The sequence below is a fragment of the Marinobacter sp. genome (genome assembly GCF_014859525.1).
Classification (GTDB): Bacteria; Pseudomonadota; Gammaproteobacteria; order Pseudomonadales; family Oleiphilaceae; genus Marinobacter.
Map to the genome: position 1 here is coordinate 1 of NZ_JACUUB010000065.1, position 15,477 is coordinate 15,477.

At 54.0% G+C, this 15,477-nt stretch carries 11 protein-coding genes and 1 tRNA gene; all 12 read right to left on the reverse strand.

Translation table 11 applies throughout. From position 1 onward, the window contains the following. Nucleotides 1-91 precede the first annotated feature (91 nt). The gene (gene fusA, locus IBX51_RS11905; protein ID WP_291831477.1) at nt 92-2,197 is read right to left on the reverse strand and encodes an elongation factor G; all 2,106 of its coding nucleotides are present in this window, start codon (nt 2,195-2,197) and stop codon (nt 92-94) included. A gap of 18 nt (nt 2,198-2,215) precedes the next feature. Continuing rightward, complete coding sequence (rpsG, locus tag IBX51_RS11910) at nt 2,216-2,686, reverse strand: 30S ribosomal protein S7 (RefSeq protein WP_291831479.1); 471 nt, start codon at nt 2,684-2,686, stop codon at nt 2,216-2,218. Nucleotides 2,687-2,799: 113 nt separating this feature from the next. Beyond that, a complete protein-coding gene (rpsL, locus tag IBX51_RS11915) occupies nt 2,800-3,174 on the reverse strand; it encodes a 30S ribosomal protein S12 (RefSeq protein WP_012139854.1) in 375 nt (124 codons plus the stop codon). A 164-nt stretch (nt 3,175-3,338) separates the two neighbouring features. Continuing rightward, nucleotides 3,339-7,553: a DNA-directed RNA polymerase subunit beta' gene (gene rpoC, locus IBX51_RS11920; protein ID WP_291831484.1), complete on the reverse strand. Its 4,215-nt coding sequence runs from the start codon at nt 7,551-7,553 to the stop codon at nt 3,339-3,341. Nucleotides 7,554-7,629: 76 nt separating this feature from the next. Further along, the gene (rpoB, locus tag IBX51_RS11925; RefSeq protein WP_291831485.1) at nt 7,630-11,706 is read right to left on the reverse strand and encodes a DNA-directed RNA polymerase subunit beta; all 4,077 of its coding nucleotides are present in this window, start codon (nt 11,704-11,706) and stop codon (nt 7,630-7,632) included. A gap of 242 nt (nt 11,707-11,948) precedes the next feature. After that, complete coding sequence (rplL, locus tag IBX51_RS11930) at nt 11,949-12,323, reverse strand: 50S ribosomal protein L7/L12 (RefSeq protein WP_291831487.1); 375 nt, start codon at nt 12,321-12,323, stop codon at nt 11,949-11,951. Between the two features lie 39 nt (nt 12,324-12,362). Beyond that, nucleotides 12,363-12,893, reverse strand: a complete 531-nt coding sequence (gene rplJ, locus IBX51_RS11935; protein ID WP_291831488.1) for a 50S ribosomal protein L10 — start codon at nt 12,891-12,893, stop codon at nt 12,363-12,365. 211 nt (nt 12,894-13,104) lie between these two features. Next, nucleotides 13,105-13,803 (reverse strand): 50S ribosomal protein L1, encoded by a 699-nt coding sequence (rplA, locus tag IBX51_RS11940; protein ID WP_291831489.1) that lies wholly within the window; start codon nt 13,801-13,803, stop codon nt 13,105-13,107. Nucleotide 13,804: 1 nt separating this feature from the next. Next, complete coding sequence (rplK, locus tag IBX51_RS11945; RefSeq protein WP_291831490.1) at nt 13,805-14,236, reverse strand: 50S ribosomal protein L11; 432 nt, start codon at nt 14,234-14,236, stop codon at nt 13,805-13,807. Nucleotides 14,237-14,353: 117 nt separating this feature from the next. Next, nucleotides 14,354-14,887 (reverse strand): transcription termination/antitermination protein NusG, encoded by a 534-nt coding sequence (gene nusG / locus IBX51_RS11950; RefSeq protein WP_291831491.1) that lies wholly within the window; start codon nt 14,885-14,887, stop codon nt 14,354-14,356. Between the two features lie 12 nt (nt 14,888-14,899). After that, nucleotides 14,900-15,268 (reverse strand): preprotein translocase subunit SecE, encoded by a 369-nt coding sequence (secE, locus tag IBX51_RS11955; protein WP_291831492.1) that lies wholly within the window; start codon nt 15,266-15,268, stop codon nt 14,900-14,902. A gap of 33 nt (nt 15,269-15,301) precedes the next feature. Then, nucleotides 15,302-15,377, reverse strand: a tRNA-Trp gene (locus IBX51_RS11960). Between the last annotated feature and the right edge of the window lie 100 nt (nt 15,378-15,477).

The window sequence follows — 15,477 nt, forward strand, 5'->3', positions numbered from 1 at the left end:
CCGATGGTGCCAACGTTCAAGTGCGGCTTACTACGCTCAAATTTTGCTTTAGACACGGTTACACCTCTTCCTGTTTCTTAAGTCCTGGGGATCAACCCTTTTTAATGATCGCTTCGGCAATGTTCGAAGGAGCTTCCATATAGCGAGAGAACTCCATCGCATAAGACGCCCGACCCTGTGTTGCAGAGCGCAGGTCGGTGGCATAACCGAACATCTCTGACAACGGCACTTCGGCCCGAATGGTCTTGCCCGCAGGCACGTCTTCCATACCCTGCACCAGACCACGACGACGATTCAAGTCGCCGACCACGTCACCCATGTAATCTTCAGGGGTAACAACCTCAACCTTCATCATAGGCTCGAGGAGGGCTGGATTCGCTTCAAGCGCACCTTTCTTCATTGCCATGGAGCCGGCAATTTTGAACGCCATCTCGTTAGAGTCAACGTCGTGATAGGATCCATCGTAAAGGGTTGCCTTGATGCGCAGCAGAGGATAACCGGCAATACAGCCGTTCTGCATCTGCTCAGCAATACCCTGCTGTACTGCAGGAATGTATTCCTTGGGAACAGTACCGCCAACGATCTCATTCACGAAGATGAAGTTCTCGCCATCTTCATCATCCAGCGGCAGCGGCTCAAGTTTGACCTTAACGTGACCATACTGACCACGACCACCAGACTGACGAACAAACTTGCCTTCGACATCAACTGGCTTACGGATGCACTCACGATAAGCAACCTGCGGCTTACCGATATTGGCTTCAACCTTGAACTCGCGACGCATACGGTCAACGAGGATATCCAGGTGCAACTCACCCATACCGGAGATGATGGTCTGACCAGACTCTTCATCGGTACGAACGCGGAATGATGGATCTTCCTGGGCCAATTTGCCCAGCGCAACACCCATCTTTTCCTGGTCCGCTTTGGACTTCGGCTCGACCGCAACGGAGATAACCGGCTCCGGGAACTCCATGCGCTCAAGAACGATTTTGTGGTTCTCGTCGCACAAAGTGTCACCGGTAGTGACGTTCTTCAGACCGATGGCCGCGGCAATATCGCCTGCCAGTACTTCCTTGATTTCTTCACGGTCGTTGGCGTGCATCTGCACCATCCGGCCAACACGTTCTCTCTTACCCTTTACAGAGTTAAAGACCGCGTTACCAGACTCAAGCCGGCCAGAATAGACACGGAAGAACGTCAGGGTACCCACAAACGGGTCGGTGGCAATCTTGAAAGCGAGAGCAGCAAACGGAGCTTCGTCATCAACCGGACGAGTCTCTTCCGTACCCTCGTCATCAACTTCACCACGGATCGCCTTAACTTCGTCAGGCGCCGGCAGGAATTCGATAACGTCATCCAAAACGGCCTGAACACCTTTGTTCTTGAACGCAGAACCGCAAGTGGCCAGCACGATTTCGTTGGAAATAGTCCGAGCGCGCAGGCCGTGCTTGATTTCTTCAAGCGTCAGCTCTTCGCCTTCCAGATACTTCTCCATATACTCTTCGTTGGCTTCAGCAGCGGCTTCGGCCATGTATTCGCGAGCTTTCTTGGCTTCATCCAACAGGGACTCCGGGATGTCTCTCATCTCGTAAGTCATGCCCTGATCGTCTTCGTTCCAGTAGATTGCTTTCATGCGAAGCAGGTCGACAATGCCTTCGAACTCATCTTCAGCGCCGATCGGCAGCTGAATAGGTACGGCAGTCGCACCCAGACGCTGGCGAATCTGCTCAACCACACGCATAAAGTTAGCGCCGGCACGGTCCATCTTGTTGACGAACACCATACGGGGGACTTCATACTTGTTGGCCTGGCGCCAAACAGTCTCGGACTGCGGCTCAACACCAGACGATGCACAGAACACAACAACCGCACCGTCGAGTACACGCAGAGAACGCTCTACCTCGATAGTGAAGTCAACGTGCCCCGGGGTATCAATGATGTTGATACGGTGCTCCGGATACTGCTTGTCCATACCCTGCCAGAATGTGGTAACAGCGGCAGACGTGATGGTGATACCACGCTCCTGCTCCTGTTCCATCCAGTCTGTTGTGGAGGCACCATCATGGGTCTCGCCCATTTTGTGGCTACGACCGGTGTAATAGAGAATACGCTCGGTTGTAGTGGTCTTGCCCGCATCCACGTGCGCACAGATACCAATGTTTCTGTAACGTTTGATAGGAGTTTTGCGTGCCACGATATAAACCTCGGCTTGTTAGAAACGGAAGTGAGAGAACGCTTTGTTGGCATCTGCCATGCGATGAACGTCTTCGCGCTTCTTCACTGCCGAACCTTTGCTGTCCGCCGCATCAAGAATTTCGCCAGCCAGACGCTGAGCCATAGACTTCTCACCACGCTTCCGTGAGTATTCAACGAGCCAACGCATAGCCAGCGCGTTCTGACGGGAAGGCCGTACTTCTACAGGCACCTGGTAAGTCGCACCACCGACACGACGGGACTTAACCTCGACCATCGGCTGGATGTTTTCCAGGGCCTTCTCGAACATTTCGATCGGCTCTTCTTTTGATTTCTCGGCAACAATGTCGAGAGCGCCGTAAACAATGCGCTCTGCAGTGGATTTCTTGCCGCTTTCCATCACGTGGTTGATGAACTTGGCAAGACGTGCACTGCCGAATTTAGGATCGGGAATAATTTCCCGTTTTGCTGCAACTCTTCTTCTAGGCATCGATAAGCCCTTATATCTAAAAGGTCTTCAGGAACCCCTGAGATAGCAAACTGCTACTCAGCCTTACTCTCATCGTTCTGACAAGCAACGATAAAAGATACCCGTGCGGGGCATCAGGACTTGGGTCGTTTTGCACCGTACTTGGAGCGACCCTGTTTACGGTTCTGAACACCCTGGGTGTCCAACGTACCGCGAACAGTGTGATAGCGCACACCCGGAAGGTCTTTTACTCGACCACCACGGATCAACACAACACTGTGCTCCTGAAGGTTGTGACCTTCACCACCAATGTATGACGAAACCTCGAAGCCGTTGGTCAGACGAACACGGCACACTTTACGCAGTGCTGAGTTCGGCTTCTTCGGCGTTGTGGTGTAAACACGAGTGCACACACCACGGCGCTGAGGACAGGCCTGAAGAGCAGGAACATCGCTCTTGGCTACCTTGCGCTTACGAGGCTTACGCACCAACTGATTAATCGTTGCCATGTAAGCAAACTCCAAAAACCATACCAATGAAACTTACCCCCAATTCAGGGGGTAAAATTTAAGGGACGCAAGTTTAAGCCTGCGCCCCTGCTCAGTCAAGTTGACTGTACTCTTTTTGACCACCCCCGAAATAAGTAACTACCCCGAGGGTGGCCCGCAGCCAATCAGCTTTCGCGATTGAGCTCTGCGCTCAGAGCTTCTTCTACGTCTGCCGCTGTTACGCTCTGGCCTTCCAGTTCACGACGACGACGACGCTCGCTGTGGTAAGCCAGTCCGGTACCCGCCGGGATCAGTCGACCAACCACCACGTTTTCTTTCAGGCCGCGCAGGTAATCACGTTTTCCGGTAACTGCACCTTCGGTGAGTACCCGAGTGGTTTCCTGGAAAGAAGCCGCTGAAATGAACGACTCGGTTGCCAACGACGCCTTGGTAATGCCCAACAGCAGTCGATCGAAGCGCGCAGGCTCTTTATCAGCCGCATTGGCCTTTTCGTTGGCCTCCAGAACATGGTTTATTTCAACCTGATCACCCGACAACAAGGTGGTCTCGCCCGGATCGGTGATCTCAACCTTGCGCAGCATCTGTCGAACGATAACCTCAATGTGTTTATCGTTGATAACAACACCCTGCAGACGGTAAACGTCCTGGATCTCGTTAGTGATGTACTTGGCCAGCTCGACCACACCCAACAGACGCAGAATGTCGTGGGGGTTGGACGGGCCGTCAGAGATAACCTCACCCTTCTCGACCGTTTCACCTTCAAACACGTTCATTTGACGGTGCTTGGGAATCAGAACCTCATAGGCATCATCATCTTTCGGCGTGATCACCAGGCGCTTCTTGCCCTTGGTCTCTTTGCCGAACGACACCACACCACTGATTTCAGCAAGGATCGCAGACTCTTTCGGGCGACGAGCCTCAAACAAATCGGCAACCCGCGGCAGACCACCGGTAATGTCCCGGGTCTTCGAGCTTTCCTGCGGAATCCGGGCCACCACGTCACCGAGTTGAACCATGGCTCCGTTCGCCATGGTCACCAACGCATTCGCTGGCAGGAAGAAGATGGCCGCACCGCCACCTGGCAGCTCCACTTCTTCACCGGCATCATCGAGCAGCTGAATCGCTGGGCGGATATCTTTACCCGCCGCAGGACGCTCCTTAGGATCGATGACTTCCATGGTAGACAGGCCTGTCAGCTCGTCTGCCTGGGTGCGGACCGTAATGCCCTCCTCCATGTTGACGAACTTGGCCGTACCTTTTGCTTCCGCGATGATCGGGTGCGTATGTGGATCCCACTTGGCAACCGCAACACCCGCCTCAACCACGTTACCGTTTTTAACGGACAGAACGGCACCATATGGCAGTTTGTACCATTCACGCTCACGACCCTGCTCATCGGCAATAGCCAGCGCGGAAGAACGGGACACAACCACCAGAGAACCGTCGGTTTTTTCAATGGACTTCAGGTTGTGCAGGCGCACTGTACCACCGTGCTTGACCTGGATATTGTCCACGGCAGACGCCCGGCTTGCCGCACCACCGATGTGGAAGGTACGCATGGTGAGCTGGGTACCCGGCTCACCGATGGACTGCGCAGCGATAACGCCCACGGCCTCACCAACGTTAACCCGGTGGCCCCGTGCCAGATCCCGCCCATAACACTTGGAGCAAATGCCGTGTCGGGTGTCACAGGTAATCGCAGAACGAACCCAGATCTCATCCACACCGGCACGCTCGACAATCTCTACGGTCTTCTCGTCCAACAGGGTTCCGGCCTCAACAACGGCGTTATCCTTGTCGGTTGGGGTGAACACGTCACGGGCAGTGACACGACCCAGTACGCGATCGCCCAGCGGCACTACAACGTCGCCACCTTCGATATGCGGCGTCATCAACAGACCTTCGCTGGTTCCGCAATCTTCTTCCGTGACCACCAGATCCTGCGATACGTCAACCAGACGACGGGTCAGGTAACCGGAGTTCGCCGTTTTCAGAGCGGTATCCGCCAGACCCTTACGGGCACCGTGAGTCGAGATAAAGTACTGAAGTACGTTCAGGCCCTCACGGAAGTTAGCCGTAATCGGCGTCTCGATGATCGAGCCATCCGGCTTGGCCATCAGGCCTCGCATACCGGACAACTGACGAATCTGAGCAGCAGAACCCCGCGCACCCGAGTCTGCCATCATGTAGACCGAGTTGAACGACTCCTGCATCAGGTCTTCGCCGTCTTCACCCTTCACAGGCTTGCCGTCAGGGCCAATAACCTGCTCTTTGGACAGACGCTCCATCATCGCCTTGGACACTTTGTCGTTGGCGCGAGACCAGATATCGATAACCTTGTTGTACTTTTCACCCTGAGTCAGCAGACCGGATGCGTACTGGTTTTCAATGTCTTTTACTTCGTCAGAGGCGGCATCTACCAGCTCATACTTCTCCGGCGGGATCTCAAAATCGTTAAAGCCGATTGAGATACCGGAACGAGTGGCGTACTGATAACCCATGTACATCAGCTGATCCGCAAAAATAACCGTATCTTTCAGACCAGCATCGCGGTAACAAGTGTTAATCAGGTTGGAAATTGCCTTTTTCACCATCGGGCGGTTGATGATATCGAACGACAGGTTGTCGGGGACGATATCAAACAACAGCGCACGACCCACGGTGGTATCAACGATACGGTAAGTCTCGGATTTGACACCCTCTTCACTGACCGCCACTTCACGAACCCTGACTTTGACCTTGGCCTGCAAATCGACCTGACCAGCACCGTAGGCGCGGTGAGCCTCTTTCACATCAGCAAAGACCATACCTTCGCCTTTTGCTGCATGACGCTCACGGGTCATGTAGTAAAGGCCAAGTACCACGTCCTGCGACGGCACGATAATCGGCTCGCCGTTTGCTGGCGACAGCACGTTGTTGGTAGACATCATCAGCGCACGGGCTTCGAGCTGGGCTTCCAGGGTCAGCGGTACGTGTACCGCCATCTGGTCACCGTCGAAGTCGGCGTTGTAGGCCGCACACACCAGTGGGTGCAGCTGAATCGCTTTACCTTCGATCAATACCGGCTCAAACGCCTGGATACCCAGACGGTGCAGGGTCGGTGCCCGGTTCAGCATGATCGGGTGCTCACGGATGACTTCATCCAGAATATCCCAAACCACACCCTCTTCACGCTCAACCATCTTCTTGGCGGCCTTGATAGTGGTCGCCAGACCGCGGTGCTCCAGCTTGGAGAAGATAAACGGCTTGAACAGCTCCAGAGCCATCTTCTTGGGCAGACCACACTGATGCAGGCGCAGGTACGGGCCTACCACAATGACCGAACGGCCAGAGTAGTCAACCCGTTTACCGAGCAGGTTCTGACGGAAACGACCTTGCTTACCTTTGATCATGTCAGCCAGAGACTTCAGCGGACGCTTGTTGGTGCCAGTGATGGCGCGGCCACGACGGCCGTTATCCAGCAGTGCATCAACCGCTTCCTGCAACATGCGCTTCTCGTTGCGCACGATGATATCCGGAGCATTCAGCTCCAGCAGGCGCTTGAGGCGGTTGTTCCGGTTAATCACCCGACGGTATAGATCGTTCAGATCCGAGGTCGCAAAACGACCACCGTCAAGCGGAACCAGAGGACGCAGATCCGGCGGCAGAACCGGCAACACGGTCAGTACCATATCGCCCGGCTTGTTACCGGAATACAGAAATGCTTCAAGAATCTTCAGGCGCTTGCTGAATTTCTTGATTTTGGTTTCTGAATTGGTCTGGGGAATTTCTTCCCGCAGATTATCCACGGCCGCCTGAAGGTCGATACCTTCCAGCAGCTCTTTGATGGCCTCGGCACCCATACGGGCGTCGAATTCATCGCCAAACTCCTCGAGCGCTTCATAATACTGCTCATCGTTCAGCAGCTGGCCCTGCTCCAGGGTAGTCATACCCGGATCAATCACGATGAAGGATTCGAAGTACAGAACCCTTTCGATGTCACGAAGCGTCATGTCCAGCATCAAACCGATACGGGACGGCAGCGATTTCAGGAACCAGATATGAGCAACCGGGCTGGCCAGCTCAATGTGCCCCATGCGCTCACGACGAACGCTCGCCAGTGCAACTTCAACGCCGCACTTTTCGCAGATAACGCCGCGGTGCTTGAGGCGTTTGTATTTACCGCACAGGCACTCGTAGTCTTTGATCGGGCCAAAAATTTTGGCACAGAAAAGACCGTCACGCTCCGGCTTGAAGGTACGGTAGTTAATGGTCTCAGGCTTTTTTACTTCGCCAAAAGACCAGGAACGAATCATGTCAGGCGATGCCAACCCAATACGGATGGCATCGAATTCCTTGCTTTGATTCTGGCTCTTGAGAAGATTCAGCAAATCTTTCATCAGTTAAAGCTCCGGATGGCGTTAATCTCGGGCGGGCACAGGTCGTGCCCGCTCACGCTGCCAAAAACAATTCGGCTCACTCGGATTCCAGCTCGATATCGATACCCAACGAGCGGATTTCCTTGACAAGAACGTTGAAGGATTCGGGCATGCCCGGCTCCATCCGATGATCACCATCGACAATGTTCTTGTACATCTTGGTCCGACCGTTGACATCATCAGACTTGACGGTAAGCATTTCCTGCAGCGTATACGCCGCACCGTAGGCCTCAAGGGCCCACACTTCCATCTCACCGAAGCGCTGACCACCAAACTGCGCCTTACCACCCAGCGGCTGCTGGGTAACCAGGCTGTACGAGCCGGTGGAACGAGCGTGCATCTTGTCATCGATCAGGTGGTTGAGCTTGAGCATGTACATGTAGCCCACCGTCACCGGACGGTCAAATGCGTCGCCGGTTCGGCCGTCGTACAACATCACCTGACCGCTGGTGTCCATGTCCGCGAGTTCAAGCATGCGCTTGACCTCTGCTTCCTTGGCACCGTCAAAGACCGGCGTCGCCATCGGCACACCCGCGCGCAAATTACCGCACAGATCCTGAATTTCCTTGTCTGTCAGGCTATCCAGGTCGACCTTGGTGACTTCGTCCGAGTGGTTGTAGATCTCATCCAGCAACTTGCGCAACTCGATGACTTTGCGTTGCTCATCCAGCATACGACTGATCTTTTCGCCCAAGCCCTTGGCGGCAGCGCCCAGGTGGGTTTCAAGAACCTGACCAACGTTCATTCGCGAAGGAACGCCCAAGGGGTTCAGAACGATGTCAACCGTGGTGCCATGCTCGTCGTGAGGCATGTCCTCGATCGGCATAACCGCCGAAATAACACCTTTGTTACCATGACGGCCAGCCATCTTGTCACCCGGCTGAATCCGACGCTTGATCGCAAGATAAACTTTGACGATCTTAAGTACGCCCGGCGCCAGATCGTCACCCTGTTGAAGCTTGCCTTTCTTGTCATCAAAGCGAGCTTCGTGCTCCGACTTGCGCTCTTCCAGACCTTGCTCGGACTTCTCGAGCAGTTCATTCAGCGCTTCATCTTTCATGCGCAGCTTGAACCAGTCCGAGCGGGGCAGTTCCGCCAAGTATCCATCATCCAGCTTGGCGCCTTTTTTCAGGCCCGGGCCGCTGATCACTTCCTGGCCAATTAATGCCGCGGTCAGACGCTCAAAGGTGGCACCTTCAACAATACGGTACTCATCTTTGAGGTCTTTGCGGTACTGGCTCAACTGCTCTTTTTCAATGGACTGAGCACGGGCATCTTTTTCAATGCCGTCGCGGGTAAATACCTGCACGTCGATTACGGTACCACGAGTGCCTGTCGGCACACGCTGAGAGGTGTCCTTAACATCAGACGCCTTCTCACCGAAGATGGCACGCAGCAGCTTTTCCTCCGGGGTCAGCTGGGTTTCGCCTTTGGGCGTTACCTTACCAACCAGGATGTCCCCGGGGCCCACTTCTGCACCGATGTAAACAATACCGGACTCATCCAGCTTGGACAGCGCGCTTTCACCCACGTTCGGGATGTCGGCAGTAATTTCTTCGCTACCCAGCTTGGTGTCACGAGCCACACAGGTCAGCTCCTGAATGTGGATCGTCGTCAGGCGGTCTTCCTGAACCACCTTCTCGGAGATCAGGATGGAGTCCTCGAAGTTGTAACCGTTCCAGGGCATAAATGCGATACGCATGTTCTGACCCAGAGCCAACTCGCCCAAATCGACCGACGGGCCGTCTGCAAGGACGTCACCGCGCGCAACCACATCACCCTCACGTACAATCGAGCGCTGGTTGATGCAGGTGTTCTGGTTTGAACGGGTGTACTTGGTGAGGTTATAGATATCCACACCGGCATCGCCCGCTTCGGTTTCTTCGTTGTTAACGCGCACCACGATTCTGGCCGCATCCACACTTTCGATAACACCGCCACGACGAGCTGACACGCAAACACCAGAATCCTGAGCCACCGTGCGCTCAACACCGGTACCGACCAGCGGCACTTCAGACTTCAGCGTCGGAACGGCCTGACGCTGCATGTTTGCACCCATCAAAGCCCGGTTAGCATCGTCGTGCTCAAGGAACGGAATCAGAGACGCAGCAACCGACACCACCTGGCGCGGAGAAACGTCCATGAAGTTAACCGATTCTGGCGGCGCAACTGTAAATTCGTTCTGGTGGCGCACGGTGACCAGTTCGTCGGTCAATCGTTTGCTGTCATCAGTTGCCGCACTGGCCTGAGCAATGATGTAGTTGCTCTCTTCAATCGCTGAGAGATACACCAGCTCATCCGTTACCACACCTTCAACGACCTTACGGTAGGGACTTTCAAGGAAACCGTAAGAGTTCGCACGAGCATACGTGGCCAACGAGTTAATCAAGCCGATGTTCGGACCTTCCGGAGTCTCGATCGGACATACCCGGCCGTAGTGAGTCGGGTGAACGTCTCGCACTTCGAAGCCAGCGCGCTCACGGGTAAGACCACCTGGGCCCAATGCCGAAATACGACGCTTGTGAGTAACCTCAGACAACGGGTTGTTCTGGTCCATGAACTGCGACAGCTGGCTGGAACCGAAGAACTCCTTCACCGCCGCAGCAACCGGCTTGGCGTTGATCAGATCCTGAGGCATCAAGCCTTCACTTTCGGCCAGGCTCAGGCGCTCACGCACCGCCCGCTCAACCCGAACCAGACCTACTCGGAACTGGTTTTCGGCCATTTCACCAACGCAACGAACACGACGGTTACCCAGGTTATCGATATCATCAACCTGACCCTGACCGTTACGAATCGCGATCAGCGTCTTGAGAACGTCGATGATGTCGTCGTGGGTCAGCGTGCCTTCGCCGGTGCTTTCTTCCCGGCCCAGGCGACGGTTCAGCTTCATCCGTCCAACGCCTGACAAGTCATACCGCTCTTCGGAAAAGAACAGGTTGTTGAACAGGTTTTCCGCCGATTCTTTGGTGGGCGGCTCGCCCGGGCGCATCATGCGATAGATTTCTACCAACGCTTCCAGCGGTGTCCGGGTCGGGTCAATACGCAAGGTATCGGACATGAACGGGCCACAGTCCAGATCGTTGGTGTACAAAGTTTCGATGTCGGTAACGCCGGCATCGAGAATCTTGGTCACGACCTCTTCGGTCAGTTCGGCGTTACACTCAACCAATACTTCGCCGCTTGCCTGATCCACCATATCTTTGGCCAGAACACGACCGTAAAGATACTCAGTCGGAACTTCCAGCTCAGTAATACCGGCTTTCTCAAGCTGCTTGATATGACGGGCAGTGATCCGTCGACCTTCTTCGACAATGACGGTGCCTTCCTGGTCCTTGATGTCGAACGTGGCAATATCACCTCGCAGACGACTCGGAACCAACTCAAGTTTGCACACCTCAGCGCCTACAGAGAATTTGCTGGTCTCGAAGAACATTTCCAGCATCTGCTCGGAGGTATAACCCAGGCCACGCAAAAGAATCGACGCCGGCAATTTACGACGACGGTCAATCCGGACAAACACGGCGTCTTTCGGATCAAATTCGAAGTCAAGCCAGGAGCCACGGTAAGGAATTACCCGGGCGGAATACAACAGTTTACCGGACGAATGGGTCTTGCCCTTATCGTGATCAAAGAATACGCCAGGTGAACGGTGGAGCTGGGAAACAATAACACGCTCGGTACCGTTAACTACAAAGGTACCGTTTTCAGTCATCAGGGGCATCTCGCCCATGTAGACCTCTTGTTCTTTGATGTCCTTAATCGCCTTGTTCGACGATTCCTTGTCATAAATGATCAAGCGGACCTTCACCCGTAGCGGCGCGGCGTATGTAACGCCCCTGAGCTGACATTCCTTGACGTCAAATACTGGCTCGCCGATTCGATAGCTCACATACTCGAGCGCGGCGTTGCCAGAATAGCTGACAATCGGGAATACGGATTTGAACGCTGCGTGAAGTCCGGTTTCCCGGCGATCTTCTGGCGCAGTTTCATCTTGGAGGTAGTCCCGGAACGAATCCAGCTGAATAGACAGCAAATAGGGGACGTCCATCACGGAAGGCAATTTACTAAAGTCTTTGCGAATCCGCTTTTTCTCAGTGTAGGAGTAAGTCATCTGCATTCCCCAGCTTTAGACCTGATACCTGGTATCAAGAAGCACTCAAATGTTCTGCTTCGGGGCCGAATTGCTCGGCTTATCGCGCCGTCTTGAACAAGACTCTGGCTGTAGGTTATAGATCTGACCTTAACCCGTAAAAGCAAACCAGACTCTATAGCATATACAACAGAAAAAGGCCGGTGGCACACAGCCACCAGCCTGTCCATGCTTAACGCACGGTGTCGATCAATAACCGACGATTACTTAAGCTCAACAGAAGCGCCTGCTTCCTCAAGCTTCTTCTTGGCTTCTTCAGCCTCGGCCTTGCTTGCGCCTTCCTTAATGGTAGAAGGAGCGCCGTCAACCATTTCCTTCGCTTCTTTCAGGCCCAGACCTGTCAGTTCGCGAACGGCTTTGATGACGTTAACTTTCTTTTCGCCAGGACCAGTCAGAACAACGTCAAACTCGGTCTGCTCTTCAGCGGCTTCGCCACCGGCAGCGGCAGCAGGAGCGGCAGCAACAGCAGCAGCGGCAGAAACGTTGAACTTCTCTTCCATAGCTTCTACGAGCTCAACAACTTCCATTACGCTCATTTCAGCAATTGCATTCAAAATATCGTCTTTAGACAGAGCCATGACTTTCTCCGAAAATGTAAAAAATGGTGTTCAACAGAATCAAGCAGCGTCTTGCTTCTGGTCGCGGACTGCAGCTACTACACGTGTGATCCTGCCCGGTATGTCGTTCAGGGTACGTACAAGCTTGGTAACTGGTGCCTGTGTAACGATAGCCAGCCTGGTCAACGCTTCGTGCAGCGTTGGCAAAGTAGCCAGGCGATCGATCTGTTCTGCGCCCATCAGCTCACCGCCGACAGCCAGACCTTTGATCTCGAACGCCTCTTTCTCTTTGGCAAAATCCTTCAAAAGGCGCGCAGCGGCACCCGGATCTTCCATTGAGAAAGCCAGAATGGTTGGACCAACCAGCGCCGAATCGATGCACTCAAACTCGGTACCTTTAATAGCAATCTTCGCCAGGTTGTTACGAACAACCTTCAGACGAACATTCTCGGTACGAGCTTTGGCACGAAGCGCTGTCATGTCACCAGAGGTGACACCACGATAGTCAGCCAAAACCACAGACAGAGCAGCTCCAGCAGTCTCGTTGACTTCAGCGACGATCGCTTTCTTGTCTTCGAGTCTAATTGCCACTGGATTTCTCCTCGATTTCGCCAGGTTAATCCCGGCAAACCCATCATTGCCCAAAAAAGGGCGCCTAACGGTGTTTGGGTTCAGAGAGAACGTCGTCACACCGTCTGCGCAGGCGTTGCTTTAACCCTTGCAGCCCTCGTTTCCGAGGGCCTCGGGGGCCTGCGGTCTTTGACAGCCTCGGCTTCCGCCTAGACTACAAAGTAACTACCGGTCAGACGCTCAAAGAGCCCTGATCGATAGTCAGGCCAGGACCCATCGTCGAAGAGATCGTGATCTTTTTCAGATACACACCTTTGGACGATGCGGGCTTGGCCTTTTTCAGGTCCGCAACCAGAGCTTCAAGGTTCTCCTTGATGGTCTGTGCAGTAAATTCAACGTTACCCAGCGGAGCGTGGATGATGCCGTTCTTGTCAGTACGGTAACGTACTTGACCCGCTTTGGCGTTCTTGACCGCAGTCTCAACGTCAGCGGTTACGGTACCAACCTTCGGGTTCGGCATCAGGCCACGGGGACCCAGAATCTGGCCCAACTGACCAACAACACGCATGGCATCCGGCGTGGCAATGACCACGTCAAAATCCATGTTGCCTTTTTTGACTTCTTCAGCCAGGTCATCCATGCCTACGATGTCTGCACCGGCAGCAGTTGCTTTTTCAGCGTTGGCGCCCTGGGTAAAAACTGCAACACGTACGGTCTTACCAGTACCGTGAGGCAGAACGGTGCTGCTACGAACAACTTGGTCAGATTTACGTGCATCCACACCCAGGTTCACAGCAACATCAACGGATTCTTTGAATTTTACGGTCTGACCGAGTTCAGCCAACAGTGCAACGGCCTCATCTACGGAATAGGCGCGTGCAGACTCAACTTTTTCACGAATCAACTTTTGACGCTTGCTCAGCTTAGCCATCTTACAGACCCTCCACATTCAGGCCCATGCTGCGGGCAGTTCCGGCAATGGTACGAACCGCTGCTTCCAAGTTGGCTGCAGTCATGTCCGGCTCTTTGGTCTTGGCAATTTCCTCAAGCTGAGCGCGGGTAACGGTGCCCACTTTTTCAGTGTTCGGACGACCAGAACCGCTTTTGATGCCTGCTGCCTTTTTTAGCAGAACCGGCGCCGGCGGCGTCTTGGTAACGAACGTAAAGCTGCGGTCACTGTATACAGTGATAACAGTAGGAATCGGCAGACCAGGCTCCATACCCTGGGTCTTGGCGTTGAACGCCTTGCAGAATTCCATGATGTTTACGCCACGCTGGCCCAGTGCGGGACCAACGGGGGGGCTCGGGTTGGCCTGACCGGCAGCAACCTGAAGCTTGATGTAGGCGTCGATTTTCTTGGCCATGATAGCTCTCCTGTGGGTTCTAGCGCCTTTCGGCTCCCCGTTTGTTACAACTGCAAAAAGCAGACACAAAAAGCCCGCGTCGCCATAGCGCGCGAGCTTTCAGCTTATGAGCCGCTGTCAGTCCTTCTCAACCTGCCCAAACTCCAACTCTACCGGAGTTGAACGACCGAAGATCAAAACAGCAACTTTGACTCGACTCTTATCGTAGTCGACTTCTTCTACAACGCCGTTGAAGTCTGCAAACGGACCCTCAACAACGCGAACCACTTCACCCGGCTCAAACAGCGTCTTGGGCTTGGGCTTATCTGCTCCGCTCTCAACACGGCGAAGGATTGCTTCAGCTTCACGCTCTGTGATCGGTGCAGGCTTATCTTTTGTGCCACCAATAAACCCAAGAACCCTGGGCGTATTTTTTACAAGGTGCCACGACGCATCGTCCATTTCCATCTGAACAAGCACGTATCCGGGGTAGAACTTGCGCTCACTCTTGCGCTTCTTCCCATCACGCATCTCGACAACTTCCTCGGTCGGAACCAGGATTTCGCCAAACTTGTCTTCCATCTCTTCAAGCGCAATACGCTCGATAAGAGTGCGCATTACGTGCTTTTCAAAGCCAGAATACGCATGAACGACGTACCAGCGCTTAGCCATTGCCCACTCCCGTTAACCGATAAATCCGGCGACCACCCAACTGATCAGCGAATCCATACCCCACAAAATAATCGCCACAACCAATACAAACACAACAACAATAACGGTGGTTTGAATCAGTTCGGGTTTGGTAGGCCACACGACCTTCCGGATCTCTACCCGAGCTTCTTTCAGAAGGGCAGCAAATCGCCGACCGCGATCGGTCTGCAGCGCCACAAAGGCAGCAACCAAAGCCAGCGCAACAAGAGCAATAGCCCGATAGAGCACGGATTCGGCACTGAAATACTGATTACCAACCACACCGACGGCAATCAGAAGAAAAACAACCAACCATTTCACGGTGTCGAAACGATTGTTCGACTGAACAGCTTTTGACTCCATAGGAATCAACTTATGTATCCGGATGTTGAAAAATGGCAGGCCAGGAGGGAATCGAACCCCCAACCTGCGGTTTTGGAGACCGCTGCTCTGCCAATTGAGCTACTGGCCTGCACCGAAACAACTCAGTGCAACAACAAAGAGCAATCCCGAGGGATTACTCGATGATCTTTGAAACCACGCCGGCACCAACGGTACGGCCGCCTTCGCGA